The organism is Treponema putidum (assembly GCF_024401155.1).
Lineage (GTDB): Bacteria > Spirochaetota > Spirochaetia > Treponematales > Treponemataceae > Treponema_B > Treponema_B putidum.
The window spans coordinates 2,678,902-2,704,558 of record NZ_CP038804.1 but is presented as its reverse complement, the minus strand read 5'-3'; the positions used below and the strand labels follow the sequence as shown (position 1 = coordinate 2,704,558).

General features: G+C 36.4%; 32 protein-coding genes and 1 pseudogene. 30 read left to right on the top strand and 3 right to left on the bottom strand.

Annotated elements, in window-relative coordinates; all coding sequences use genetic code 11:
* Positions 1–55: 55 nt before the first annotated feature.
* The 8 genes from E4N74_RS12465 to E4N74_RS12430 all read left to right on the top strand — a co-directional run bounded on the left by E4N74_RS12465 (position 56) and on the right by E4N74_RS12430 (position 5,980).
* Positions 56–673, top strand: coding sequence for a TetR/AcrR family transcriptional regulator (locus tag E4N74_RS12465; protein ID WP_255818049.1), 618 nt, complete (start codon positions 56–58; stop codon positions 671–673).
* Positions 674–680: 7 nt separating this feature from the next.
* Complete coding sequence (locus E4N74_RS12460) at positions 681–1,283, top strand: MptD family putative ECF transporter S component (protein WP_255818048.1); 603 nt, start codon at positions 681–683, stop codon at positions 1,281–1,283.
* On the top strand, positions 1,284–1,988 hold the full coding sequence (locus tag E4N74_RS12455) for an energy-coupling factor transporter transmembrane component T family protein (RefSeq protein WP_255818047.1): 705 nt from the start codon (positions 1,284–1,286) through the stop codon (positions 1,986–1,988).
* Complete coding sequence (locus E4N74_RS12450; protein WP_044978447.1) at positions 1,985–3,466, top strand: ABC transporter ATP-binding protein; 1,482 nt, start codon at positions 1,985–1,987, stop codon at positions 3,464–3,466. The genes E4N74_RS12455 and E4N74_RS12450 overlap by 4 nt, the downstream gene beginning before the upstream one ends.
* A gap of 145 nt (positions 3,467–3,611) precedes the next feature.
* On the top strand, positions 3,612–3,869 hold the full coding sequence (locus tag E4N74_RS12445; RefSeq protein WP_044978446.1) for a type II toxin-antitoxin system RelB/DinJ family antitoxin: 258 nt from the start codon (positions 3,612–3,614) through the stop codon (positions 3,867–3,869).
* A 222-nt stretch (positions 3,870–4,091) separates the two neighbouring features.
* Positions 4,092–4,709 carry a DNA alkylation repair protein gene (locus E4N74_RS12440; protein ID WP_255818046.1) on the top strand — a complete coding sequence of 206 codons (618 nt, stop codon included), beginning with the start codon at positions 4,092–4,094 and terminating at the stop codon, positions 4,707–4,709.
* Between the two features lie 25 nt (positions 4,710–4,734).
* Complete coding sequence (locus E4N74_RS12435) at positions 4,735–5,499, top strand: CPBP family intramembrane glutamic endopeptidase (RefSeq protein ID WP_255818045.1); 765 nt, start codon at positions 4,735–4,737, stop codon at positions 5,497–5,499.
* 133 nt (positions 5,500–5,632) lie between these two features.
* Complete coding sequence (locus E4N74_RS12430; RefSeq protein WP_255805489.1) at positions 5,633–5,980, top strand: hypothetical protein; 348 nt, start codon at positions 5,633–5,635, stop codon at positions 5,978–5,980.
* Between the two features lie 146 nt (positions 5,981–6,126).
* Here E4N74_RS12430 and E4N74_RS12425 read toward each other — a convergent pair whose 3' ends face one another.
* Complete coding sequence (locus E4N74_RS12425; RefSeq protein ID WP_245609025.1) at positions 6,127–6,405, bottom strand: hypothetical protein; 279 nt, start codon at positions 6,403–6,405, stop codon at positions 6,127–6,129.
* 37 nt (positions 6,406–6,442) lie between these two features.
* Here E4N74_RS12425 and E4N74_RS12420 point away from each other — a divergent pair, with 37 nt between their 5' ends.
* From E4N74_RS12420 to E4N74_RS12410, 3 genes are all read left to right on the top strand, one after another.
* On the top strand, positions 6,443–6,676 hold the full coding sequence (locus E4N74_RS12420; RefSeq protein WP_044978442.1) for a hypothetical protein: 234 nt from the start codon (positions 6,443–6,445) through the stop codon (positions 6,674–6,676).
* Between the two features lie 72 nt (positions 6,677–6,748).
* Entirely contained in the window at positions 6,749–7,183 is a 435-nt protein-coding gene (gene aac(6'), locus E4N74_RS12415) for an aminoglycoside 6'-N-acetyltransferase (protein WP_044978441.1), read from the top strand.
* A gap of 54 nt (positions 7,184–7,237) precedes the next feature.
* Positions 7,238–7,381, top strand: a complete 144-nt coding sequence (locus E4N74_RS12410) for a hypothetical protein (RefSeq protein WP_255805488.1) — start codon at positions 7,238–7,240, stop codon at positions 7,379–7,381.
* A gap of 32 nt (positions 7,382–7,413) precedes the next feature.
* Here the strand turns inward: E4N74_RS12410 and E4N74_RS12405 are convergent, their stop codons facing one another.
* A complete protein-coding gene (locus E4N74_RS12405; RefSeq protein ID WP_044978440.1) occupies positions 7,414–8,049 on the bottom strand; it encodes a TetR/AcrR family transcriptional regulator in 636 nt (211 codons plus the stop codon).
* Between the two features lie 148 nt (positions 8,050–8,197).
* On the opposite strand from E4N74_RS12405, the gene E4N74_RS12400 reads away from it, so the two are divergent.
* The 3 genes from E4N74_RS12400 (at position 8,198) to E4N74_RS12390 (ending at position 10,215) form a co-directional block, all read left to right on the top strand.
* The gene (locus E4N74_RS12400; protein ID WP_044978439.1) at positions 8,198–8,725 is read left to right on the top strand and encodes a flavodoxin; all 528 of its coding nucleotides are present in this window, start codon (positions 8,198–8,200) and stop codon (positions 8,723–8,725) included.
* Positions 8,726–8,768: 43 nt separating this feature from the next.
* A complete protein-coding gene (locus E4N74_RS12395; protein WP_245609024.1) occupies positions 8,769–9,473 on the top strand; it encodes a DUF4405 domain-containing protein in 705 nt (234 codons plus the stop codon).
* 115 nt (positions 9,474–9,588) lie between these two features.
* Positions 9,589–10,215 (top strand): HD domain-containing protein, encoded by a 627-nt coding sequence (locus tag E4N74_RS12390; protein WP_255818044.1) that lies wholly within the window; start codon positions 9,589–9,591, stop codon positions 10,213–10,215.
* A gap of 54 nt (positions 10,216–10,269) precedes the next feature.
* On the opposite strand, the gene E4N74_RS12385 is transcribed toward E4N74_RS12390, so the two are convergent.
* On the bottom strand, positions 10,270–10,935 hold the full coding sequence (locus E4N74_RS12385) for a CPBP family intramembrane glutamic endopeptidase (RefSeq protein ID WP_044979718.1): 666 nt from the start codon (positions 10,933–10,935) through the stop codon (positions 10,270–10,272).
* A 261-nt stretch (positions 10,936–11,196) separates the two neighbouring features.
* Here E4N74_RS12385 and E4N74_RS12380 point away from each other — a divergent pair, with 261 nt between their 5' ends.
* The 16 genes and pseudogenes from E4N74_RS12380 to E4N74_RS12305 all read left to right on the top strand — a co-directional run bounded on the left by E4N74_RS12380 (position 11,197) and on the right by E4N74_RS12305 (position 25,642).
* Entirely contained in the window at positions 11,197–13,002 is a 1,806-nt protein-coding gene (locus E4N74_RS12380; protein ID WP_255818041.1) for an ABC transporter ATP-binding protein, read from the top strand.
* Positions 12,999–14,810: an ABC transporter ATP-binding protein gene (locus E4N74_RS12375; protein ID WP_255818034.1), complete on the top strand. Its 1,812-nt coding sequence runs from the start codon at positions 12,999–13,001 to the stop codon at positions 14,808–14,810. Before E4N74_RS12380 ends, E4N74_RS12375 begins: the two co-directional genes overlap by 4 nt.
* Entirely contained in the window at positions 14,807–15,421 is a 615-nt protein-coding gene (locus tag E4N74_RS12370) for an L-2-amino-thiazoline-4-carboxylic acid hydrolase (RefSeq protein ID WP_255818032.1), read from the top strand. The genes E4N74_RS12375 and E4N74_RS12370 overlap by 4 nt, the downstream gene beginning before the upstream one ends.
* Positions 15,422–15,752: 331 nt before the next feature.
* Entirely contained in the window at positions 15,753–16,559 is an 807-nt protein-coding gene (locus E4N74_RS12365) for a HEPN domain-containing protein (protein WP_255818030.1), read from the top strand.
* A 156-nt stretch (positions 16,560–16,715) separates the two neighbouring features.
* Entirely contained in the window at positions 16,716–17,330 is a 615-nt protein-coding gene (locus E4N74_RS12360) for an HAD family hydrolase (protein WP_044978433.1), read from the top strand.
* Positions 17,331–17,670: 340 nt separating this feature from the next.
* Positions 17,671–17,925 (top strand): DUF6364 family protein, encoded by a 255-nt coding sequence (locus E4N74_RS12355; protein ID WP_044978432.1) that lies wholly within the window; start codon positions 17,671–17,673, stop codon positions 17,923–17,925.
* Entirely contained in the window at positions 17,922–18,335 is a 414-nt protein-coding gene (locus E4N74_RS12350) for a PIN domain-containing protein (RefSeq protein WP_044978431.1), read from the top strand. The genes E4N74_RS12355 and E4N74_RS12350 overlap by 4 nt, the downstream gene beginning before the upstream one ends.
* A gap of 261 nt (positions 18,336–18,596) precedes the next feature.
* Positions 18,597–18,887 carry a BrnT family toxin gene (locus E4N74_RS12345; protein ID WP_338113399.1) on the top strand — a complete coding sequence of 97 codons (291 nt, stop codon included), beginning with the start codon at positions 18,597–18,599 and terminating at the stop codon, positions 18,885–18,887.
* A gap of 67 nt (positions 18,888–18,954) precedes the next feature.
* Positions 18,955–19,509, top strand: a complete 555-nt coding sequence (locus E4N74_RS12340; protein WP_255818026.1) for a GNAT family N-acetyltransferase — start codon at positions 18,955–18,957, stop codon at positions 19,507–19,509.
* Positions 19,510–19,601: 92 nt separating this feature from the next.
* Complete coding sequence (locus E4N74_RS12335; protein WP_255818025.1) at positions 19,602–20,372, top strand: HAD family hydrolase; 771 nt, start codon at positions 19,602–19,604, stop codon at positions 20,370–20,372.
* A 91-nt stretch (positions 20,373–20,463) separates the two neighbouring features.
* A complete protein-coding gene (locus tag E4N74_RS12330; protein ID WP_255818023.1) occupies positions 20,464–21,105 on the top strand; it encodes a transglycosylase domain-containing protein in 642 nt (213 codons plus the stop codon).
* 126 nt (positions 21,106–21,231) lie between these two features.
* Entirely contained in the window at positions 21,232–21,900 is a 669-nt protein-coding gene (locus E4N74_RS12325; RefSeq protein ID WP_255818021.1) for a hypothetical protein, read from the top strand.
* Between the two features lie 191 nt (positions 21,901–22,091).
* Positions 22,092–22,856: a class I SAM-dependent methyltransferase gene (locus E4N74_RS12320; protein ID WP_255818020.1), complete on the top strand. Its 765-nt coding sequence runs from the start codon at positions 22,092–22,094 to the stop codon at positions 22,854–22,856.
* Between the two features lie 9 nt (positions 22,857–22,865).
* A complete protein-coding gene (locus E4N74_RS12315) occupies positions 22,866–23,468 on the top strand; it encodes an MptD family putative ECF transporter S component (RefSeq protein WP_255818018.1) in 603 nt (200 codons plus the stop codon).
* A 55-nt stretch (positions 23,469–23,523) separates the two neighbouring features.
* A pseudogene (locus E4N74_RS12310) lies at positions 23,524–24,221 on the top strand (energy-coupling factor transporter transmembrane component T family protein).
* On the top strand, positions 24,221–25,642 hold the full coding sequence (locus tag E4N74_RS12305) for an ABC transporter ATP-binding protein (protein WP_255818015.1): 1,422 nt from the start codon (positions 24,221–24,223) through the stop codon (positions 25,640–25,642). The pseudogene E4N74_RS12310 and the gene E4N74_RS12305 overlap by 1 nt, the downstream one beginning before the upstream one ends.
* The last annotated feature ends 15 nt before the right edge of the window (positions 25,643–25,657 follow it).

Sequence of the window (25,657 nt, the reverse complement as noted above, 5' to 3'; positions counted from 1 at the left end):
TTATGTATACTAAATAAAATAGCAATGCTATTTTATTTACAAAGGCGGTTCGTTTATGAGCAAAAGTGAAGATACCAAACAATTGATTTTGGATACGGCTAAGCGCGAGTTTTTAGAAAAAGGCTATAACGCTGCCTCTGTCCGCACGATTGCAAAAAAAGCGGGATTAACGACCGGAGCGATTTTTCGGTATTATGCGGATAAAGCTGCTTTGTTTGAAGCCCTTGTTTCCGAAGCGGCAGACGGGTTGGTCGAGCAATTTAAGGCGGCGCAAGAGGCACATTTTGAGTTGATTCCTCAAGAGCGGACAGCAGAAAGCAGGGATTTATCGACAGAGTATTTACGGCACTTTGTAAATTACGTGTATGACCGTTTCGACGAATTCAAGCTGGTGCTTTGCGGTGCAGAAGGTACGAAATATGCAAATTATATCCATGATCTGGTGGAGCTGGATGTGGAACGTACCGAAACATATTACCGACTGCTGCGGGAAAAGGGAAAAATCAAAGGAAGCATAAGTCATGAACTTCATCACATGATTACGAGTGCGTATTTTACCGCAGTGTTTGAAACCGTAGTACATGATATGACAAGAGAACAGGCGATGGGATATATAGAAGAACTCGCCGTTTTCTTTAATTCAGGATGGGAGGGGCTTTTAAAGCTGATATGAGGAGAATATGAAAAACAAAAAGTCAAATACATTACAGACTAAAGATTTTATTTCCATCGGCGTTTTTTCGCTTGTTTATTTTGCGGCTGCTTTTGTAATCGGCGGGGTTGCGCAGATGACACCGGTTACCTTTCCGTTTATGCCGATGATTGTCGCCTTATTTGCCGGCAGTATTTTTATGCTGTATACCGCAAAAATTCCGAAGCGGGGCGCCATTTCGGTTTTGGGGATTTTAGCCGGATTATTGCTCTTTATTACCGGCATGTTTTGGATGATGTCGGCCTTTTTTATCCTTTTCGGTTTTATTGCAGACGGTATCGCATCTTTTGGAGAGTTTAAGTCTTTTAAAAAAAATCTTACGGCATATTGTATTTTTGCGCTTGCACCGATGGGAGCGTATATTCCAATGGCCGTGATGCCTGCTCAGTTTGATGCGTTTATGCGCAAAAAAGGGGACTTTTCATCTTTTGCCGAAGTTATTAACGCAATCGGAGCTAACCGATGGGTGCTTCCGGCAATGATAGCGGGGACGGTTCTGTGCGCGCTCATCGGCGGAATAATCGGAAAAAAATTGCTGAAAAAACATTTTGAAAAAGCGGGAATTGTGTAAATGCTTTTTGATCCGCGCACAAAATTACTCATCCTTGCGATTACGAGCGTATCAGTTTTTTTGAATGAGAGTACGCTGATAGAATACGCTTTTACATTCCTCCCCTTTTTGCTGCTCTTACAAGCAAGACATTGTCGGCGTGCATTTAAAAGCGGAGCTGCATTCGTCATTTTGCTGGCACTGCCGATGCTGCTAGTGCCGCACCTTCCGGTAACTGTAGGCGGCATTCTCTATATGTTTGCCGTATACATCCGAAAGCTCATTCCATGTTTTATGCTCGGCTCTCTTCTCATCAGAACAACTAAGGTAAGCACTTTTTTGGCGGCAATCAGCCGATTGCACTTACCGAAAGGTTTTACGATTGCATTATCGATCACCTTGCGCTATTTTCCAACAATGACGGAAGAATGGGGTTTTATCAAGGATGCAATGTCTTTGCGGGGTATATCGGTTTCTCCTGCTGGATTGCTTTTCCATCCGGTACGGACAATGGAATATGTGTATGTGCCGATGCTTGTGTCAGCGTCAAAAATATCCGACGAGATAACACAGGCTGCTATTACACGGGGAATCGATCACCTTGAGCGGCGGAGCTGTCTTGAAAACATACGGTTCCGGATGAGAGATGCACTGCTGCTCATTCTTTATGCAGGCATTGTTGTGCTTATCATTTTTAATACTGTAAAAGGAGCGGTTCTTCCTTGATTACTTTACGAAATATTTCTTTTTCTTATAACGGAACAAAAGAGAATAATTTGAGTGACATATCATTGCATATCCCAAAAGGACAATGCGTGCTGCTCTGCGGCGGATCGGGCTGCGGTAAAACAACAGTAACACGTTTAATTAACGGTTTAATTCCCCATTTTTTTGAAGGCGAATTTTCCGGAGAAGCAATTATAAACGGTATGAACAGTGCGGAAGCGGATATTGCGCAGCTTTCCGATAGTGTCGGTACGGTATTTCAAAATCCAAGAACACAGTTTTTTAATACCGATACGGATAGCGAAATCGTATTCGGTTTGGAAAACCGCGGACTTCCTCCGGAGCAATTACTTAGCCGCCTTGAAAAAGTTACCCAAGATTTACAGATACAAAACTTGCGCGAACGCAGTATCTTCGAACTTTCCGGAGGAGAAAAACAAAAGATTGCGTTTGCTTCTGTGTATGCAGCAGAGCCTGAAATATTTGTGTTGGATGAGCCTTCGTCTAATATGGATTACCGTTCTATCAAAGAACTGCGTGTTCTTATTAGCAAAATCAAACAGCAAGGAAAGACAATCGTTATTGCCGAACATCGAATATGGTATGTGATGGATATAGCTGATCGTGTTATTTTTATGGAAAACGGAAAGATTGCACAGGATATGGATATTCAAACGTTTGTAAATCTGCCTGAAGCGCAAATAAAACATATGGAATTGCGCTGTAGAAATCTTGCTGATGTTAAAGCAGAGACTGTAAACGCAACTCCCGATATAAGTGCATCTTCCGATGTACGCGTATCTTCTGGCGTACATACGTTTGAAGTAAAAGATATTACCGTCAAATTAGGGCATACATCCGTCCTTCAAAATATTTCATTTACAGCAGCAGGCGGAGAAATTATTGCAATAGCGGGAGAAAACGGAGCAGGTAAAACAACACTTGCACGTACGCTATGCGGGCTTACACAGGAAGAGACTGGAAGCATATCGTTTGACGGCAAAGCCCTATCGAGAAAAATGCGGAGAGAGCGTTCCTACATGGTGATGCAGGATGTCGGTCATCAGCTTTTTACTGACAGCGTATATGCAGAATGCCGGTTAGGTATCAAAGATTTACCGGATGCCGCTATCGATGAAGTATTAGCGGAACTCTCGCTTGACCGGCTAAAAGAGAGGCATCCGCTTTCTCTGTCCGGCGGGCAAAAACAGCGGCTTGCGGTAGCAGTCAGTGTGCTGTGCGGAAAGGATATTCTTATCTTTGATGAGCCGACCAGCGGCCTTGATCTTAAAAGTATGCAGGAGGCAGGACACATAATCAAGCAGCTCGCGGACGATAAAAAAATAGTCATCGTTATCACCCATGATATTGAGTTTATCAAAACAATCTGCTCTCGCGTACTGATTTTATCCTGCGGGAAGATTGTCAAAGAACTGTGCGGTGCCGAAAAGAATGAACTTGAAAAGCTGATGTCTTGATATTATGTTGGTAAATTTAATATGTGCAATTAACACCCGCTTCAATGCTGAAATTGCGAACAAGCCGCAAATGAATAAAGTATGATGGTGAAACACCTCTAGAAATATGGGTTTCGATTAAAGACAAATAACTTTTTAATTAAATATGAAAACAGCTGTTTTACAAACACGGATAGATAAAACGCTAAAAAAAGATGCAGATGCTTTTTTTGAATCAATCGGAATGGATACGACAACTGCAATACGTATCTTTTTAAAGCAAATATTAATCCAACGTAAAATTCCATTTGAAATTGTTCAAGATGATTCTTTTTATTCGGAAAACAATATAAAAGCTTTGGAACATTCTAAAGCTCAAATGAAAAATGGGCAGCATTCAATTCATGAACTTGTCGAGGCGTAACAAGTGCATAAAGATTTTTCAGATGATGCGTGGGCGGATTAAAATTATTCAGTGTAAAAATCATTATAATGATAAATAATCTCCGGTATTACGGTATGATAGTTTCTATGAAAGACTTGAAAGTAAGCAGCAAATTTGCCGGTAGAAAAATCGGTTTAAAAATGGTATAATATCGGCAAATATGTAGAGAGAAAAATTTGAAGATAACGGGGGTGAGTTCGTTTGAAAGAGTATATTGCGAGTTTAGAAAAAGAATTTTCTTTGGTAGATAATGGTTTCAAAGAGGAAGAAAAAAGAGCCTTAACCGATTATAAATCTAATGATAATGAATATATCAAGAAGTTGGCTTTTTTAGCCTATAAATCCGATACCTATCAAGTAAGAATGTACGGTGTATTTCTTTTTGGACACTTATCAGAACAAGATGATATTTTAGCATTTATGCGAGATGAAGTTTCTAAAGATGATAATTGGAGAGTTCAGGAAGTATTGGCAAAGGCATTTGATGAATTTTGCAAGAAAATAGAATATGAAAAAGCACTTCCAATCATTGATGAATGGTTAAGAAATAATAATCCTAATACAAGAAGAGCCGTTACAGAAGGATTAAGAATATGGACGAGCAGACCATATTTCAAAGATAATCCGAATGAAGCTATTAGACGAATTGCTTCATTAAAAGAAGATACGAGTGACTATGTTAGGAAATCAGTAGGAAACGCTTTAAGGGATATTAGCAAAAAATTTCCAGAATTAATTGAAGCTGAACTCAATAACTGGAACTTAGAAAGCAAAGAAATAAAGCAAGTGTACAAGTTGGCGGGGAAATTTATTAGCTGACAAATTTGAATTTAGGGGGAAATTTATGAGTCGAAAAAAAGCAATTTTCCTTTATTTATTAGGAACCTTAGGGCAAATATGGACGATATTTATTATAGTTTTTATATTGCGTAATTTGGGTATGGTTGTAGATTATACGATGCCAATGGGAATGGTTGCTATTGGAATAGGTGGAGTTTCATCTGCTCTATGGGGAACTGTTATTGCAGTTAGATACAAAAAGTACAGTACAAAGAAAATATTAAAGGATTTTTTCGATATAAAGCAAAACACCGGCAGTTATTTATTCGTTATTGTGTTCTTGTTTTTGGATTTTTGCTATGTTGCATTTGATGGAAAATTAGCGTTGAATGCGTGGTATATTCCTATTATCTTATTTCTTAAAGCAATCCTTTTTGGTGGGATTGAAGAAGTAGGGTGGAGATATGTTTTTCAACCAATTATGATGGAACGCCATAGTTATATTAGTTCAACTTTAATTACTTTTGTTCTATGGGGAATATGGCATTTTTCTTATTTCTACATTGAAGGAACATTGCCGCAAGTACGGGCGTTTGGATTTTTGCTTGGATTGTTGACTAATTGCTTTATTTTATCCGCATTATTTATAAAGACAAACAGTTTGTGGATATGTGTGATGACACATTCGTTAATAAATGTTTTCTCACAATTAGCAGTAGGTGGTAATCAAAATATAGCTTATGCTTGTAAAATAATTATTATAGTAATGGCAGCTGTTCTTTCGATTAGAGAGCAAAATAAAAAAGCAACTGATGTGTCAGTTCTTTAAAGAGCGACAAATTTCAGTTTGTCTAACTTAATTAAACAATTAAATAAAATGTAATAGCTAATAAAGTAAATCTACAAGAAATAAAATCAGAAATAGAAATCCAGCAGGCAGAATTAGAAGGTGTGGAGAGAAAATGTTGAAAGAGATTGAATACTGGAATCACAATACAGTTTATTATAACTGGATAAAGAAAGCAAAATCAATGCTTTCAAAAAATGGTGTTTTAATTATTGTTGGTCTTGCAAAGCCTTCAAATTTAATGGACTATTTGATTGAGGGAATGAGAGTTATACCTTGTATGATAATGTCTAAGATAAAAAGAATACGTTCCTGTGAAGATAAAAATATACCTGTTAGTTATAATTTTCCTTATCTCGGTGATGTAAGAAAAGTTATATCAGAAGAATTACCAGGATGTGAATTTAGAATGGGGCTTTACTATAGATATTTATTAAGATGGGAAAAGTTTGCTGGAGTATAATAACGATAGATCCCAGTTTGTCTAACTAAAACAATTAAATAAAAATGCTGCAACATGGCTATTAAAAAAGCAGTAAATCAAAATCGGTTTACTGTTTTTTATTCGTGCGAAGGACTATCTCACACTCCGCACGGGATGATTTATTTTTAAGCTTTTTCACCATTCATTTTACGATTAAAAGAGATAATAGCAAGCGTGAAAATAATGGCTGTATATCCTATTACGACAATCAAATGAGGAAGCATATGACTGAAATTACCGCTTAAACTTATCCGTATTGCTTCAGTACTATGATAGAACGGCAACAGTCTTATTGTTTTGAAAGCGCCGCCTATCAAATCAATCGGAATAAAAACGCCGGACAGCCAACCTGCAATATTGGTTAATAATGCACCACAAACACCGCCGACCGCTTTCTCATTCAAAAGGCTGCCGAACATTGCCAAGCCCGGTAAAGAACTGATGAGTCAAGATGCGATTACAGTTATGGATGGAGGAAAATGTATCTTTCAGCTTCGAGGTGTTCGCCCTTTTATATCGGATAAATTCGACATCACAAAACATAAGAATTACAAACTATTGGAGGACTATGACAAGAGAAATTTCTTTGATATTCAGAAGTATCTTGTCACAAGAGAAAAAGCAAAATTAAGAAAAAATACAGAGGTTACAAGAATGAATATTCAAATTGATTAAATTACAAAATATGGGAAATATGATATAATGGGGTGGACAAGAAACTGACAAATTAGAATCTGGAGATAGAATATGATACGAAAAGCGGGAAAACAGGATTTAGAAATATTGGCCAATTTAGCTGCATTATTATGGGATGGCCATTCTCACACCGAGTTGATTGCTGAATTTTCAGAAACTATTTCGAGAGGGAAAGCCCAATTCTTTTTGAAATATGAGGAGGATATTCCTGTCGGCTTTGCACAGTGCCGGTTACGATATGACTATGTGGAAGGAACAAAATATAGTCCAGTTGGTTACTTAGAGGGAATTTTTATAAAAGAGAGTTATCGCAATATGGGATATGCGAAAGAACTTTTGGCTGAGTGTGAAGTATGGGCAAAATGTAACGGCTGCAAAGAGTTTGCTAGTGATTGCGAAATCGATAATATAGTTAGTTTTCGCTTTCATAAAGCCCTGAATTTCAAGGAAGTAAATCGAATTATTTGTTTTACTAAGATATTGTAAAACCTAGGTTTGTGGAGATTGGTAAATTAGAAGTTGAAAGGAGAATGAATAAATATGGATAAGGAAGAATGGTTATTGAATCTAAAGGACAATGAATGTCCACTAACGACAATTAATCAAGATAAGGGTATTAGCAAAAAATTTCCGGACTTAATTAAAGCTGAACTCAATAACCGGAAATTAGAAAAAAGTGTTTGATAAAACACTCTATCGGGTACTGTTCAGGGATATCATTTATATTCTATGCGCATTTTCACAAACTTTTTCATATCTTGATAAAAATCCATAGGAAGCGGAGTAATATTGATTTGTTTTAACGCTTCCTGCACGAGTGGATTTTTGTAGCAGCAGACGGCATTTGATGAAGCGTAAAACAAAACATCGAGCTGGATTTTATAAGCGGCTTCCTGCGTAACGTCAAGCATTTCTGAAAGCCTTTCACTTAAAGCCTTTGTAAAATCATAGTATTGCTTTTTAAAAGCTGCCAGACGCTCGACCGTAACATTCGTTTCTATCACAGGATTCAAATATGAAACATACCTCATATAATCCTGATTTGCGTTCAAAATTCCAGCCCAGATTTCTGCAATGACTTCGACAGAAAAATTATTACCGTCGGGAAAAGCTGAAAGAAGTGAGCCGTAATAGGCAGACATTTTATCTGCAGCAATTTTCAGAATAATTTCTTCTTTTGTGGTAACATATTTATAAAGGTTCGCACGGGACCAGCCTAGTTTTTCTGCAATCATAGTAAGCGTAATTACTGCATAAGGTACGTTTTCAAAGAGTTCTGCCGTTGCCTGCTTGATTTGAGAAAAACGTTCTTCTTTGTGTTCGCCGCTTCTAGCACGGATATAATCAGCCATAGCAATTATATTACAACTAATCTTTTATTTATGCAATAAGTAACTTTTTGTTAATTATTTTACTATTAGGTATTGACAAATAACGCTTTATCACTTATATTGTTTTTAGTAACGAAGTGTTACTAAAACTTATTGAGGAGACCTTATCATGAAAAAACTAATTCTTACACTTTTACTTGGAGGATCTATTATGGCAGGACTTTCAGCAAAAACGGCGGTTGTATATTTCAGTGCAACAGGAACGACGGAAAAAATGGCAAAATCCATAGCCTCAGAAATGAAAGCAGATATTTTTGAAATCCAACCGGTTCACAAATACACCAATGCGGATTTGAACTGGCACGATAAAAAATCGCTTACGACGATTGAGTGCAATGACCCAAAATGCCGGCCTGAAATCGCAAACAAAATCGATATTTCCGCCTATGACACGGTAATTTTATGCTATCCAATCTGGTGGGCGTATGCGCCTAAAATAATGTACACCTTTGTAGAAAGCCAGAACTGGAATGGCAAAAAACTCATTACACTCTGCACAAGCGGCGGAAGCGGACTTGGAAGAAGCGGAGCGGATTTAGCTAAGTTTGCAAAAGGAGCGGATTTTAAGGGCGGAAAAGATTTTACCCGCGCCAGCGGCGCTGAAATCAAAAAATATTCCGAAAGCCTTTTAAAATAAGGAATAAGTATGAAAAAAACGCTTTATTCTATTGTGATACTTTTTGGCTGAACAAAAACGGACTGCAAAGAAAATGACGATCAACAAACTAAGAATGCCGCTTGACATCGTAATGACGCTTCTTTCCATTATATTAATGGGAGGAGCGTATTTATTTCCGGCTGATATTGTACATGAAATAATAGGGGCTGCTCTGTTTGTACTGTGGGCAGTTCATATTACACTGAACAGAAAATGGTACGGTTCAATGTTTCATGGAAAATACAACAGCCTCCGTATTATGCAAACAATAATAAACTGCGGGATTTTTGTTTGTGTTATCTTTTTAATGATAAGCGGAATAATTCTTTCAAATCATATTTTTACATTCTTAGGAATTGAAATCGGTCTTGGGTTTGCACGGATTGTACATCTTTTGGCAAGTCACTGGTATTTTATGTTTATGTCGTTTCATATCGGACTTCACGCTGGGATGATTGCGAAAAAGATTGCCGGGTCAAGCCGGACAATGACAAATGCAGGACGGGCAAAGATACTCGTATGCAGAATCATGCTAGCCCTCCTTTGCATTTACGGCTTACACGCCTTTATCACTCGCGGAGTATGGCGGTATTTAATCTTGCAACAACAATTCTTTTTCCTCAACCTTGAAAAAGGATATATTCTGTTTTTTGTTGATTATTTTGCAATTTTGTCTTTGCTTGCTGCAATAACACATTTTATAGGAAAAATTATAAAGAAAAAATAATGTATTGAAGAAGTTTGACAAGAAGTTTTATTACTTGAAGAAACCGGTTTTTTAATATAATATAGATAGACTTAATTTAAGCCGCATACCTCCGGTGAGGAAATAGGAGAAAAAAATGGATTCAAAAAGAATAGGAGCATTTTTAATTGATTTTAATCAAAATGATAAATTAGTTAATCAACTCAATTTTATTATAGAAATAGATAAGGTTAAACATATTTTCCGGCAATCAAAATTATTTAATTCCGAAAGATTGGAAAATGATGCCGAACACTCTTGGACAATTTCAATCATGTGTATTCTGTTAAAAGAATATGCAAATTTTGAAGTTAATATTGAAAAAGTTATTTCAATGCTATTAATCCATGATATCGTTGAAATAGATGCAGGAGATACCTTTTTATATTCTTCACAAAGAGATGAATCTTATAATAATGAAAAAAAAGCTGCGGATAGAATATTCGGCTTATTGGAACCGGATCAAAAAAAATATTTTTTAAGCTTATGGGAAGAATTTGAAGAAAGAAAAACGAATGAAGCAAAATTTGCTTCCGTATTTGATAGATTGGAACCGATAATTCAAAATTATATGTCTGAAGGTTATTCTTGGAAAAAAAATAACGTAACATATGATATGGTAATAAATAAAAATATACATATTAAAGACGGCTCGGAAAAAATATGGAATTTTGTCCTGCAATTATTGGAAAAAGCCGTCGAAAAAGGATATTTAATTAAATAACAGCAAATTTATAATTACAGTTTTAGCGGGAGTCTGTACTTTTCAGTTCTTCCATTATTTATTATATATGGGTAAAACTATCACACTGTACGCAATTAAATTGTATCCCATATGAGCAAGTATGCAAGAAAATATTGAGCCTGTATGAAAATAAAGTAAGCCTAAAATCACACCACAAATAAATGAAGGAACTATTTGGGCTATATTGAAATGGAGCATAGCAAAGAGTGCTGCAGATATAAGTAAGGCAACAATTTTTCCATAATTTATTGATAGCCCCTCAAGCAGAAATCCTCTCATTAAGATTTCTTCAAGAATAGGTGCAAGTATGCAAAAATCAACTAAACCGATAATTGGTGAAGTTCTTATTGATTGAATGATTTGTTGATAATTTTCTCTGCTTGATGGAAAAAAACTTTCAAATATGGGATCTAATCCTTTATCTAAAAGGAAATAGAACAATATGGAACAGCCTACAGCTAATATTAATCCTTGAAAAGAAATATTCGTAAATAAATTAGGTCTGAAATTTGTTCTTTTCATTAGTAAAATAAGGAATATAGTCATACACAAAATAACAGTAATTATGTTCAAAACTCTGCTATGTTCAGGGGCTATCTTTCTCCATATCGAAACATCAAGAATAGTATACAAGATCATAAAGCCAAACCAAACAAGTACCCACAAAATGCCTTTTCCTATAGATATCCCATTGTGCATAAAATATGTTCCCTCCATATAACTTACCCTAAATATTCTTTTCTTTTTATACCATAAATTCTCAATAATATCCACAGGAATTACCCTATTTTTCACTATTTGCCGGCATTATATCATCCTAAATTCATTTTTTTCTACTATATATTGATAATAATACTCGGTAAATTATTAAAAAAAATAGCATTGCTATCTTGACAGTTAAAAAATAATTATGTATACTAAATAAAATAGCACTGCTATTTTATTTAGTAGGAGAAAATAATGAAAGACGCTGAACAGGCGGAGCAAAAAAGTTCTTTGAAGTATTTACTCGCTCTTGCAAAACCGTGCAAGGGTCTTCTGGCAAGCTCCGTGATTTTTGCGGTTTTTGGGGCAGCGGCGGGGATTGTGCCGTACCTTGCCGTTTCCGGTCTTATCATCCGGATATGCGCACGGAATTATACCCTCCAAGCGGTTCTTTTAACTGCGCTTATCGCGCTTGCAGGCTATCTGGGGCAGCTGTGTTTATCCACGCTTTCCACGATACGGTCTCACCGCGCCGCATTTACGGTGCTCAAAAACATCCGTATGCAGCTGACGGCAAAGCTTTCACGCGTTCCGATGGGTTTTATATTGGACACGCCATCCGGTAAGTTCAAAACTATGCTGGTCGATACGGTAGAAAAGCTGGAGCTGCCGCTCGCTCATATCATACCGGAGCTGACGGCAAACTTGCTGATTCCGTTGTTGATGCTGCTCTACTTCTTTTATCTGGATTGGCGACTAGCCCTTATTGCGTTTGCAACCTTTCCGCTCGGTCTCCTCTGCTATATGGGAATGATGAAGGACTATGAAAAACGGTATGCAAAAGTGCTCACCGCGGGAAAAAATATGGATGCTGCTACGGTTGAATACATAGGCGGAATTGAAGTGATAAAAGCTTTTAACCAAAGCACTGCATCGTATCGGAAATATACCGAGGCGATAACGGAAAATGAAAATGCTAAAGCGGAATGGTTTAAAAAGACCAATCCCTACTACGCTGCCGGAATGGCGATTGCGCCTTCAAGTTTGCTGGGCGTGTTACCGCTCGGTACGTGGTTCTTTATACAGGGCAGCATATCCGCCGGGAATTTTATCTCCTGTATCATCTTGTCGCTGGGGCTTATCGCACCGCTCATTCAGGCACTGCGTTATACGGACAGTCTTGCAATGGTGGATTCTACGGTCAAAGAAATTGCCGCGCTTTTGGAAGCGGAAGAAATGAACCGTCCCAAAAATCCGATACCGTTTACGGGAAACACCATTGAGTTTTCACATGTGTCGTTTTCATATAGCTCAGCGGATAATAACGGTGCGGATCGCAGCACTACGAATAACGATACGGAAGTGCTGCATGACCTCTGCTTTCAAACAGTGCCGAATGGGATGACCGCATTTGTCGGTCCGTCCGGTTCGGGGAAATCGACCGTTGCCCGCTTAATCGCATCGTTCTGGGAAGCAAGCGCAGGTTCGGTTATGATCGGCGGCTGCGATGTACGGAAGATGCCTCTTTCGCAAGTGATGGAACAGGTTGGGTATGTTTCGCAGGATAACTATTTGTTTCACTTATCTATTCGGGAAAATATCCGGCTGGGTAAACCGGACGCTGCGGATGCCGAAATAGAACAGGCTGCACGAAAGGCAAGCTGCCACGATTTTATCAGCTCACTGCCTCAAGGCTATGATACGGTTGCGGGAGACGGAGGCAATAATCTTTCGGGCGGAGAGCGGCAGCGCATTGCAATCGCACGGGCTATACTGAAAGACAGCCCCATCATTGTGTTGGATGAAGCAACAGCGTTTACCGATCCTGAAAACGAAGCGGTTATTCAGCGTTCCATCGGGGAACTCGTAGCGGGCAAAACCCTCATCGTGATTGCGCATCGACTTTCGACTATCACGGCGGCGGATAAAATTATCGTTATGAATCACGGAAAGATCGAAGCGGAAGGTTGTCATCAATCGCTTTTGGAATCCTGCGAATTGTACCGCTCCTTGTGGAATGCGCACATCAGCGTAAGCGACAAAAAGGAGGAGTCTGTATGATTAATATGTTTAAACGATTGTTGAATTTTTCAGGTGTAGAAAAAAGAAGATTGATACTCTCTTTTATTTTTCATATCGGTAATTCATTTTTTGAAATGATCCCGATTATGGCAATTCTCACGGTGCTTGCAGGAATAGTGTCATCGTTTTCGGGAAATACGATGCCGTATAAAACCATTTGGGTGTCGCTTGCAATTATGTTGATCAGCGTCGTTGGGAAAATAATTTTTATCAATATATCTTCGATAAATAGAACCGTGGGGAGTTTCGCCATGTGCAGCGAGTGGCGGATGAACTTCGGTGAAAAATTAAAGCGTGCGCCGATGGGATATTTCAGCGAACATCGATTAGGAGATATTACCGCAGCGGTTACCACTACGCTCGGCGATCTTGAAACAAGCGCAGTAACGGTGCTTGAATCGGTAGCGGGCGGATTTATCCACGCCTTTGTTATCAACGTATGGCTTTTAACGTATGAATGGAGAATAGGGCTGCTGATGCTGGCGGGGCTTTGTATCTCATTCTTCATTTATGCAAAAACGCAACAAGCAGGGAAACATTATTCTCCCCGCAGGCAGGCAGCGCAGGCTCAGCTCGTAACCGGTATTCTGGAATATATTCAAGGGATGGCCGTGGTAAAAGCGTTTGGACTTGGAGAGCGTGCCGGTAAAACAGTGGATACTGCAATTACTGAAAGCGCTGCGGCGAATATCATTTTGGAAAAAGTTTTTTCGGAATTGGCTGCTGCCTTTCAAACCGTGTTCAAGGTGATCAGAGCCGCGATATTGATTGCCGCTCCGTATCTTTTACTGTACGGAGAAATAACGCCGGAAAAATGTTTGTTGCTTGCTGTTGCGAGTTTTACGATTTATGCAACCGTGGAACTTGCCGGAAGTACGGCGGCTGTTGCGCGGGTTGTAGAGGCATCGCTTGACCGGTTGGAAGAAATTTCCGATATGCCGCTTTTGGATGAACACGGCACGGGTCATATTCCAAACAATTATGATATTACGGTTCGGAACATCTCATTCTCGTATGATAAAGATGCTTACGATGCAAATACTACGAATAAAAATACTGCATATAAAAATGAAACAAAAGAAACGATACGGAATGTAAGTTTTACGGTACCGCAAAAAACGAGCTGCGCGATTGTCGGTCCGTCCGGTTCGGGTAAGACAACGCTGTGTAATTTAATCGCTCGCTTTTGGGATGTTGATCAGGGTGAGATTTTACTCGGCGGTATCAATGTTAAAGATTATACCTGCGACAGCCTTTTGAAAAATTTTTCTATTGTGTTTCAGCAGGTATATCTGTTTGAAGATACGATAGAAAACAATATCCGTTTCGGTAAGCCGGATGCAACGATGGACGAAGTGATTGCCGCAGCAAAAAAAGCATGTTGTCACGAGTTTATTTCTGCGCTGCCGGACGGGTACCAAACGCACATCGGCGAAAGCGGCGCAACCTTGTCGGGGGGAGAAAAGCAGCGTATCTCCATCGCGCGGGCAATTCTCAAGGATGCACCTGTTGTCATTTTGGACGAAGCGACCGCCAGCGTCGATCCCGAAAATGAACATGAACTACAAAAAGCTATTGAGGAATTGACAAAAAACAAAACGCTCTTGATGATTGCGCACCGTTTAAATACGGTACGCAAAGCGGATCAAATTATTGTGCTTGATGAAGGACGCATTGTGCAGCGGGGCACTCATGCCGAGCTTATGCAGCAGGAAGGTTTGTACCGCCGTTTTGTCGGTATCCGTGAAGAAGCAATCGGCTGGAAGATTGATCGGAGAGAAGCATGAAATATAAAAGATTTTATTCGCGCAGAGGCTTTGTTGATTCAGGGAAATTAACGCCGCACATATTAGAGCATATAGATGCGGCGCATAAAGAAAAAATGCAACTTCTTATTCAGGAACTCGATCTCGGAGCATGGACAAAAAAACAAAAGGAGCGGCAAAAAAGCAGTATCATATCAAACATAGCGCTTTATAAAACTTTTATCGACAACGGAATTCCTGCGCAAGAGGCAAAGGAATTTGTAAAAGAATATTCTTTTTATATTGCAGGAAAAGCTCACCGTATTTTGAACGCATTGTTCCATATTCCCGGCTTTTTTAAACTGTTCCGATTTTTTATGAGAAAGGGAATGACCGGTGAAGAAATTTGGATAAGTAAAACATTAGCCGACAATGCGAATGAATATTCTACGGATGTTTTAAAGTGTCTTTGGTTTGATACCTGCACCTATTTTAACTGCCCTGAAATCTGTGAGATATTTTGTTTATGTGATCATATCGTCTTCGGAAATATAAAAAAATTGCAATTCGACAGAAGCGAAACATTAGGAATGGGTGGCAACAAATGCGACTTTTGTTTTCATTCTAAGACAAAATCCGTGAAGAGATTTTAAACCCATGTCCTAAACCGCGTCGGACTAGACATTCAATGCGATATAGACAGGATATGATTTTTCTTTGTTCCGTTTAGTGAGGATAGGCCTAATCTGCCAGCTGTTTATTTATCCTATTCATATTATCATAGAAAGATGTGATTTTTTGTTTTACAGCAGTTTAGATTGCAAATTATTGGTTTTTATGCTATAGTAAGGAAGGGGCGAAAGGGTGTTATGTGTACCACACACTGTTCTAATAAAAGTTAAGCAGGAGAAAAAATTAAATGTTTAGTTGTGAATTTAATATTTTTTCAACAAAAAGTATTATATTAAGATTTAATTGTTGTAAATGCAAAGAACCTATAGAGGAAATTTTAGAAAATATTCCAACTCCAAACTTAATGGCAGAAAAGATACTCATTCTGCAACTTTGGAGTTAGATACTACTTATATTGAATGTCCAAATTGTCATAAAGAATATTCAATTAATTTAAGTGCAAGTATTTGTGGTGGAGAATTATATAGTGATGATTTGGATGAAAGTACAGAAGTAGAAATCGAAGATTGTGAGAATGAATATTTTGAAGATTATTCAGAAATTGTTGAAAGTAACTCAAAATATTTTGATACTTTTTGTAATCAGATGGAATCAAATAAGAAACTCTTTGAAAATGATATTTTGAAACCAGAATTAATAGAAACATTAAATAAACTTTTGTTTGTAAATCTTATAACCTGCTTAGAAACCTATCTTTCGGATGCCATTATAAATTCTATTTTTAATAATGAACAGTACTTAAAACGTTTTGTTGAAAATTTCAAAGATTATCACAAACTTTCATTTAACCTAAATGATATATATAAAGAAATGGATAAATTACAAAAGAGAGTAAAAGATGATTTATTTGAGCTAATGTATCATAATTTACCAAAGATAAGTAATATTTATAAAATAATATTTGATATAGATATTCCTAATAATATGGGTGAAATTATGCAGAGAATTAAAATTAGACATGATTTGGTTCATAGGAATGGAAAAGATAAAAATAATAAAGAGATAAATATTTCAAAACCACAATTAGTAGAAACATATGATTTAATTTATAATTTTATTAAAGAAATAGATAATAAATTAAATGAAAGGATCACATAACACCCGCTTCAACCTGACATTGCGGACAAGCCGCAAATGCAGGTTAAGCGGCAGTTATATGGACTGCTCCCTGAGCTGCGAAGCTGCCGTCCGTTATGGCGACATACCTTTGAAGTGAAACATAGAGATAGCTATTTTATAGGAGCTTAGATAAAAATGTATAAAAATATTGAATGGTTATTTTTTGATATAGGATCAACTCTTATAAATGAAGAAAAGGTTTATAAGGAAAGGTTTGAAACTATAGCAAAATCTTCAGGATATAAATATGAATATATATATGATAAAATTCTTAATTATTATAAGAATAATAAGAAAGGGGACTTGGAAGTTGCAAAAGAATTTTGTGTAAAATTACCTAAATGGAATTTTAGACTTGAAGAATTATATCCGGAAACAAAAAAAGTCCTAGAAGAACTTAGTAAAAAATATAATATTGGAATAATAGCAAATCAAGATTTTGGAAGTTCTGAAAGATTAGAAAAATTTGGAATTTTAAAATATATAAAATTAGTTGTAGCGTCCGCAGAAGAAGGAATTGCAAAACCAGATAAAAGAATTTTTAATATTGCTTTGGAAAGAAGTAAATGTAAAGCAGAAAAATCCTATATGATAGGTGATCGGATTGATAATGATATTGTCCCGGCAAAAGAAATTGGAATGAAAACAATATGGATAAAACAAGGATATGGACAATATTGGAAAATGAATATAGAAGAAAAACCTAATACAATAATCTATAATCTAGTAGAGCTTTTAAAAAAGTTTTAAGATAATAACGGTCTAACACCCGATTCGATGCTGACATTTGTCTTGTCACGAAAGTTGCCTGCTGTGATTTAATATCGCCTGCTGAAATACTACGGTTTCTTAAGTACGGAGTTCAAGCAAACTAGAAGCATCGCAGATTAGATAACCGCTATTTGCGTACTAATTCAGTATTTTCTAAAATTACTTTTTTATTCGACTGCTGAATTTTAATAATATGTTTTATAAAGAATATGAATTAATTTTTTTTACTAAGATAAACAGATGTCCTTTTTGATTATAAAGTATACACTTATGGACTTATACGTATTTATATACTATAATTATACGTGCGAGGTGATATATGTTGGCAAAGCTTACATTGACTATAGAGCAATCTGTAATAGAACAAGCAAAGGAATATGCTCAAAAAAAGAATAGGAGTGTTTCTCGAATTGTAGAAGAGTATCTGAAAAATATCGTAACCAATCATGAAATAGGTACTTCTTTTTCTAAAATGAAATCACCGATAACCAATAGTATTTCGGGAATGTTTCATGACAATGGAAAATCTTATAAAGATATGCTCAGTGAAGCATTGCAGGATAAATATTTATGATAAAAAAAGTTTTTATTGATACCGATATTATCCTTGATGTTGCATTAGCTCGAGAACCATTTTTTTCTGCTAGTAAAATCATATTAGCAATGGCAGAAAATAATATTATTATCGGGAATATTTCATCGAATTGTATCGCCAATATTTATTATATATTGAGAAAATCAGGGGGGAATAGTAAGGCACGAAAATTTATAGTAAATATAGTTAAGTATATAACTGTAATAACAATCGATCACCAGAATGTATTAAACGCACTAAAATCAAAATTTTCTGATTTTGAGGATGCATTACAATATTTCTCAGCTGTAGAGAATCAATGCGAATATATAATAATCAGAAATATTGAAGACTACAAAAATGCAGAAATAAAAGTCCTGTTGCCGGAAGAATTTATCGGAATGTTCTAATACGGATAAAAAGATTTCTAACACCCGCTTCAACCTGACATTGCGGGCAAGCCGCAAATACAGGTTAAACGCCCGTTAGATTGACAAGCTAATCGCTTGCGGAAAAGTTTGTGCAGAACCGACCTATAATGTTTTCTTTGATTGAAAAATATTGTTATAAAGTCAAGTATTATAAAACAGTAGTATAACTATATAAAATATTATTTTCTAAAATAAAAATATATGTATTGAAAATATTGCAAAAAGTATGTATAATATACTATTACATTTGAATGGGATAAGAATAAAAATGAAATAAATATAAGAAAACATAATGTTTCATTTGAAGAAGCTCAGGAAGCTTTTTTTGATAAAAATAGAGTTATATTATATGATGAAAGACATTCGGATAAAGAGAAAAGATATTTTTGTCTTGGTAAAGTTGAAGATAAAATATTGACGATCCGTTTTACCTTGCGTAATGATAAGATAAAGAAAAATAATGTAAAATACCAAACAATGATAAATGAAATATTAAGCAAGTACGCAAAAAGATATAGGTACACAATTTGATAATTATAAAATCTAACAATCGCTTTAACGCTGAAAATATTTATTTAAAATGTATGCGAGGAATAATATGAGTTATTTTATGGAGAGTGAGAGAATAAGACTTCGCCCGGTCCAAAAAGATGATCTTAAAAAATTGGCTGAGTTAATGTCAGATAGAGAAATAGGAGTATTAAGCGGAGAAGTATATCCAATAACTGAAAGAGAAATGGATAACTTTTATGATCGATGTCAAAAAACAGATGACAGGATCTGGTTTGTAATTATTGATAAAGAAACAAATTCAATAATTGGAGAAACAGGTTTTTTAAGAATTTTTATGCCATGGAGAACGGCAGATTATTCGCTAATGATTTGGAACAGAAATTATTGGGATAAAGGTTATGGAAAAGAAACCGCAAACTTAATGCTTGAATATGGTTTTAATAGCTTAAATTTCCATAGAATAGCAATTGGAGTTGTGGAATGTAACGAAAGAGGATTAAGGTTCTGGAAAAGTATAGGATTCAAAGAAGAGGGTAAACAAAAGGATGGATTCTTCAATAATGGCGAATATTCGGATTTTATAATGATGTATTTGCGAGATGAAGAGTACAGAGTTAATCAAAACAATAATAAAATCTAACATCCGCCTCAAAGCAGACAAATAGGAGTGAGCCTGTTTGCAGATTAAACTAATGTTAGGTGGACGCCCGCACTGGGGCGCTTGGAGGAAAAATGTTATTTGCATTTGATTTAGATGGAACTTTATTAAATTCTAAAAAGGAAATATCTGAATCTAATAAAAAAGCTGTTCAAAAACTGTATTTAGCCGGTCATAAAATTGTAATAGCAACGGCTCGCCCTCCTAGAAGCATAGATTCTAAGATTAAAAAACTTGGAGTTCCAACAGATAATATTTATTATAATGGTGCTCTTGTTCGCTGTTTTGATGGTATAACTTTTTCGCATTTTATAGAAAAAGATGTCTTTAAGGAAGTATTTTATTATATAAAAGAAAATGATAAATGTGCCGTGGTTTCTATCGAAGATAATGATACATGGTTTTCGTCTTCCACTTTTGATTTTAAGGATTTTTATTCTGTAAAGGATGGTCCTGAAATTATTACTGAGACTAAGTTACTTCAAAAAAATCCGAATAAGATATTGATAAATTCTTATTCAGATTTAAATTATTTAAATGAAAAGTTTAATAACATTTGTAATGTAATAGAGACGGATTCAAAGACATTAATTCAAATAATGGATAAGAATGCATCAAAAGAGAAATCAATTGATGAAATTTCTAAAAGATATAAAATTAGTTCTAATGATATATACTGTTTTGGTGATGATTACAATGATATTGAAATGTTCAAATTTTGTAAGAATGCCGTGGCAATGGGAAATGCAATTAGTGAATTGAAAACAATTGCAAAATTTGTGACTGATACAAATGATAACGATGGTGTTGCTAAATTTCTTGTTGAAAAAGGAATTATCACCTAACACCCGCTTCAACCTGACATTGCGGACAAGCCGCAAATGCAGGTTAAGCAAATGTTAGACGGATGCCCCCAGCGGGGGTGCAAGGGAAAAAATGGAATTAGCAGAAAGTAAAAAAAATATAAAATCTTTAATTATAAAAATATTTATTTCTTTACTTTTATTTATGTTATTGTGTTGTTTTTGCTTATATATTTTTTCGAATATATATATTAATAAGAAAGGTTTAAAAATAAAGTATGAAAATATACAAAATAAAACTACAATTGAACTAACTGAAAAGCAAATAGAAATTGTGAGTTATATTTACACAAATAATAAAAATCCGAAATTCAAAAAACATCCTTTAATTATAGATCTTTTTTCTTCAAAAAATAGAATGGCATACATAATGGCAACATTTTATTTTGCAACGAATGATGAAAGAAATAAAAAAATTACAACAATGGATTGGAGAATTATAATTTTTGGCACTATGAGAAATATTAAAAACAATATTAAATATAAAGATTGCTATAACTATGTGATTTCAAATGCCTATTTTGGAAATGGAATAATTGGACTTGCTGATGCATCAAAATTTTATTTTGATAAAGATTATAATTGTTTAAGTAATAAAGAATTCATAGAATTAATACTAATGACAACAAATCCAAGTAACTATAATATAGAAATTGAAAATAAAAGGCTTATAAAAGAAAAAGTTAATGAGATTTCTAACTATATAAATGAATAACACAGTGTCTAATACCCGCTTCAAAACAGACAAATAGGACTGAGCTCGTTTGCAGGTTAAGCAAATGTTAGACGGATGCATGGCGATGAAAAATAGAAAAAATATTAAAAGCAAAGGAATATTTTTATGAAAGTAGTATACGAAACTAATGGAAAAGGATTTCTTGGTTGGATAGAAAATCTCCCCGGTGCCTATGTTCGAGGCAAAACATTAGAAGAAGCACGAAATAAATATAAAAGAGAAATTAAAGAATACGGACAATGGCTAGATATAGAAGTTAATGAAGGTGACAAAGTTGATGAAATAATTGTACATAGCGATTTGATGATTGAAGATGCTGATAGTAATATTATTCTTGAAATAGAAAAAAAAGAGTATGAGAATGAAAATGATTTTTATCGTGAATGTGAATTAGCTTTTTTATCGGCAAAAAAGGTTTATAGCATTTACAACAAATGCAATAACAAAAATGTAATCGATGATAATAAAGTACGAAAGACATTTTATGGAAATGTATATTCTACAATCTTTGAGCAATATAAACATATATGTAATGTACAACAATATTACTTAGGACAAGTAGGTTTAAAAGCAGATATAGATCTTGATATCATAAAGGGACGAAAAAATAATATTGATGAACTGATAAAAAAATACAAAGAAGAAGGAAATAGAGTATTTAAGAATGATGAAGAAGATTGGTCCATTAGAAAAATTCTGCGGCGGTTGATATGGCATGATAGAATTCATGCAAAAGCAATAGAAAGAATGGAGTATAATATTACTAATAAATAAATCTGACATTCACTTATAAATTATCAGTATTCCAGACAATATGGATTACTTAAGTTTTAAAATAAGTTTTTATTTATCTTGACAATCTAAAAGAAATTATGTATACTAAAAATAGCATTGCTATTTTTTATCGGAAGGCTTAAAATAAAAAACCTTGCCGACATCCGTGAAGAAACAACCGGAGGAAAACAATGGATATAAATGATTTAATGAAAAAATGGTCTGAACAGGCAGAAAATATGCGAATGTTTCATATGCAGGAATTAAAGGATACCGGAAGCGAATGGAAAAAACTGCTCCAAGAAAATCTCAAGGACTGCAAGGGAAAGAAAGCTTTGGATGCAGGGTGCGGTACAGGTTTTTTAGCCATTTTACTTGCACAAGACGGCTGGCAAGTTACCGCCATAGACAGCAACGAGGCGATGCTTAAAGAAGGTAAAAAAACGGCTGAAGAATTGGGGCTTTCAGACAGAATTACCTTTTTGTTTAAAGATACTCATTCAACGGGTTTTCCTGAACACTTATTTGATGCTGTGGTTTCCAGACATGCTTCATGGCTATTTAATGCACCGGAAACCGTATACAAAGAATGGAAAAGAATACTAAAGCCTGATGGGACCATGCTGAACATTGATGCTAATTGGCTTAAACCCATATGGAATGCAGATGAGTTTGAAAAGTTCAAATCATACGAAGCGGAGCTTGTTAAGCAATACGGCGAATTCAGAGATTATTATCATGATGAACAGATGATAAATATTTTAAAAAAATTTCCGCTTGCCTATATAAATCGCCCTGAATGGGATGAACAGCTTCTGAAAAAAATCGGCTTTAAGCAAATTATGAGCAGCATCCTTTCCAAAGATAAATATCTGGACCCTTTTCAGGCAAAGAGATATAAAACTATACCTATGTTCACGATAAAAGCAAAAAACATAGAATACACAGGAAATTAGGAGATTCAAATGAACAAAACAGCCAAATGGACGATAAAAGATGTAATAACTACGGTTTTATTAAGTGCTCTTCTTATCGTTATGCAATTCATTGTAAATATGGTGTGCATGGCAAATCATTTTGTCAGCATGACATTATCAGTCGGCTTTTCCGTATTTATCTGCGCACCGGTTTATTTTCTCATGGTACAACGGATGGGAAAACGGGGTGTGTCTTTAATCTACATGACGCTTCTCGGCATCATTTTTCTAATAATGGGAAACTGGTATTTATTACCGTATTACATTGTTATCGGTTTAATATGCGAAGCTGTTTTATGGAAACAAGGAGCCTATCAAAATCAGCGCAGGCTTACAGCTGCATGGACGATTTCCAGCCTGTTATTTAATGGAACAAATTTACTTCCGATATGGTTCTTCTGGGATGCTTATTATGCCTTTGCTATTTCAAGCGGAATGAGCCAAGAATATATCGACTCATACGTTAGGTATTTTACCGTCCCTTATTGGATCATTTTCATCGTTGCTTTTACTACATTTTGCGGTTTTGTCGGAAGCCTGGTTGCTTCAAAACTGATAAAAAAACATTTTGAAAAAGCAGGCGTATTATAAAAATATTTGTAACAAGCTCATCCGAGTTTTTAAAAATACCCTGTTATAAAATTAAATGAAAAATGTTTCAAAAGATTTTCCGGCTCCGGTAAAATTGTGGGCGCTTTTGTGCGTTATTGTAAGCTCATTTTTTATCGCCGATTATAGGATAAACGGTATTCTTTCGCTTATAGGACTTTTATATCTTGCCGTCCAATGTAAATGGCGGCTGCTGATATCATTCTGCCTCTTTTATGCGCTGCTAATGCTTCTTTTAATAGGTATCCGACTGTATGGTGTTAGAACAATCATCATACCGGAGTTCTATATTTTTTTATGCTGGAGCCTCTTGCCGGTTATGCTTACCGGATGGGATGTGATAACAACTCCGCCCGGAGAACTTGCAGCTTTTCTTTCACGCATCGGAATGCCGGTGTCCGTTATTTTGGGGCTGCTCGTTATTTTCCGTTTTATACCGGTGATGAAAGCAGAAGTAAAAAAGCTCCGTCTGTCAATGAAAACCAAAGGGCTCTTGGAACCGATCCGCATCCTAACTCATCCCTTAGAAACGGGAGAATATGTGCTGATTCCGTTGCTTTTACGCTGCATTCAAATTGCCGATCAGCTCGCAGTCTCGGCAGTTGTAAGAGGTATTCAGTGTCCGGTAAAACGGAGCAGCTATTACGAAAAAAAATGCGGGCTTTCGACTATATCGCTGTTATCGTGTGGAGCACTACTACAGCTGCGGTTATCATGGTAAGGAGCCTTGCTTGATGATACGGATGGAAAATGTAAGTTTTCATTATGAGAACTGTGAAAGAGGTGTATCGGATATCAATCTTACAATTAACGAAGGAGAATGCACGGTTTTGACCGGACCGTCGGGCAGCGGAAAAACAACAGTATTGCGTCTTTTGAACGGTTTGGCACCGGGGTATTACAATGGGATGTTTTCGGGAAACATTTTCATCGGAGAAAAAGATATGTCTTCTATTCCATTGTGGGAACGGAGCAGGCTTATCGGCAGCGTGTTTCAGGAACCGCAAAGCCAGTTCTTTTCTTCCGAGCTTGCAGGTGAGATCGCTTTCTCATGCGAAAATTACGGACTGTCACAACACGAGATTATCAGCCGTACGGAAAGGGCAATCAAAGCGTTTCACCTTGAGGCATTACGTGACCATCCGCTTGACACATTTTCAAGCGGAGAAAAACAGAGTGCTGCAATCGCATCGGTATACGCCCTCTCTCCTTCGATATACGTATGTGATGAGCCTACTGCCAATCTCGATGAAGAAAGCTCTGTAAGACTTGGTAATGTTTTAAAGAAACTAAAAGAAGAAGGGCGTTCTCTGATTATTTCGGAACATCGATTAAGCTGGTTGTACGGGATAGCAGACCGTTTTGTCTATATAGATGGAGGGACAATACAGTGGACGCGTACGGCTGAAGAAATGCAGAAAATGACGCTTGAGCAAAAAAAACGTTTTGGGCTGAGGTCTTTTACGCCTGCTTTAAAACCGGTGCTTCCCCTTCCTCCATTAACAGCCTCATCCTCCGGTACAGCAAATAGTACGGAAAATCAACCCTTACTACAAGCTGACGAATTATGCCGCAAAGAAAAAGGACGCTTTATTTTAAAAACAATATCTTTTTCCATATGGCGTGGGCAAATTATTGCACTTACCGGTAAAAATGGAGTTGGGAAGACAACTCTCGGCCTTATTTTAAGCGGACTTAACAAAGAGTCGGACGGCACGATAAGGCTTAACGGGAAAAAAAGCGGACTGAGGGCACGCCGCAAAGCGGTATGGTACAGTGCCAATGATACGGGAACGCAGTTTTTTACCGAAAGCGTTTCTGAGGAAATTCTATTAAGCATTATGCACAGTTCCGATAGGATTGAACAAGCGCGGAATATTTTACAAATGATGGGACTCTATGAGCTAAAAGATGTTCATCCAGCAACACTTTCAGGCGGACAAAAACAGAGGCTTTCCGTTGCATGCGCCCTGCTATCCGGCCGAGACATACTCATTTTCGACGAACCCACCAGCGGCTTGGACGGTTATCATGCGGACATCCTTGCAAAAGCTTTTTTGGACGCGGCAGCTTGCGGAAAAACGATAATCATTATCACTCACGACTTTGAACTTATATCGGCGTGCTGCAACTTTGAGATCTCACTTGAGGGATAAGAACCGTCTGGAGCG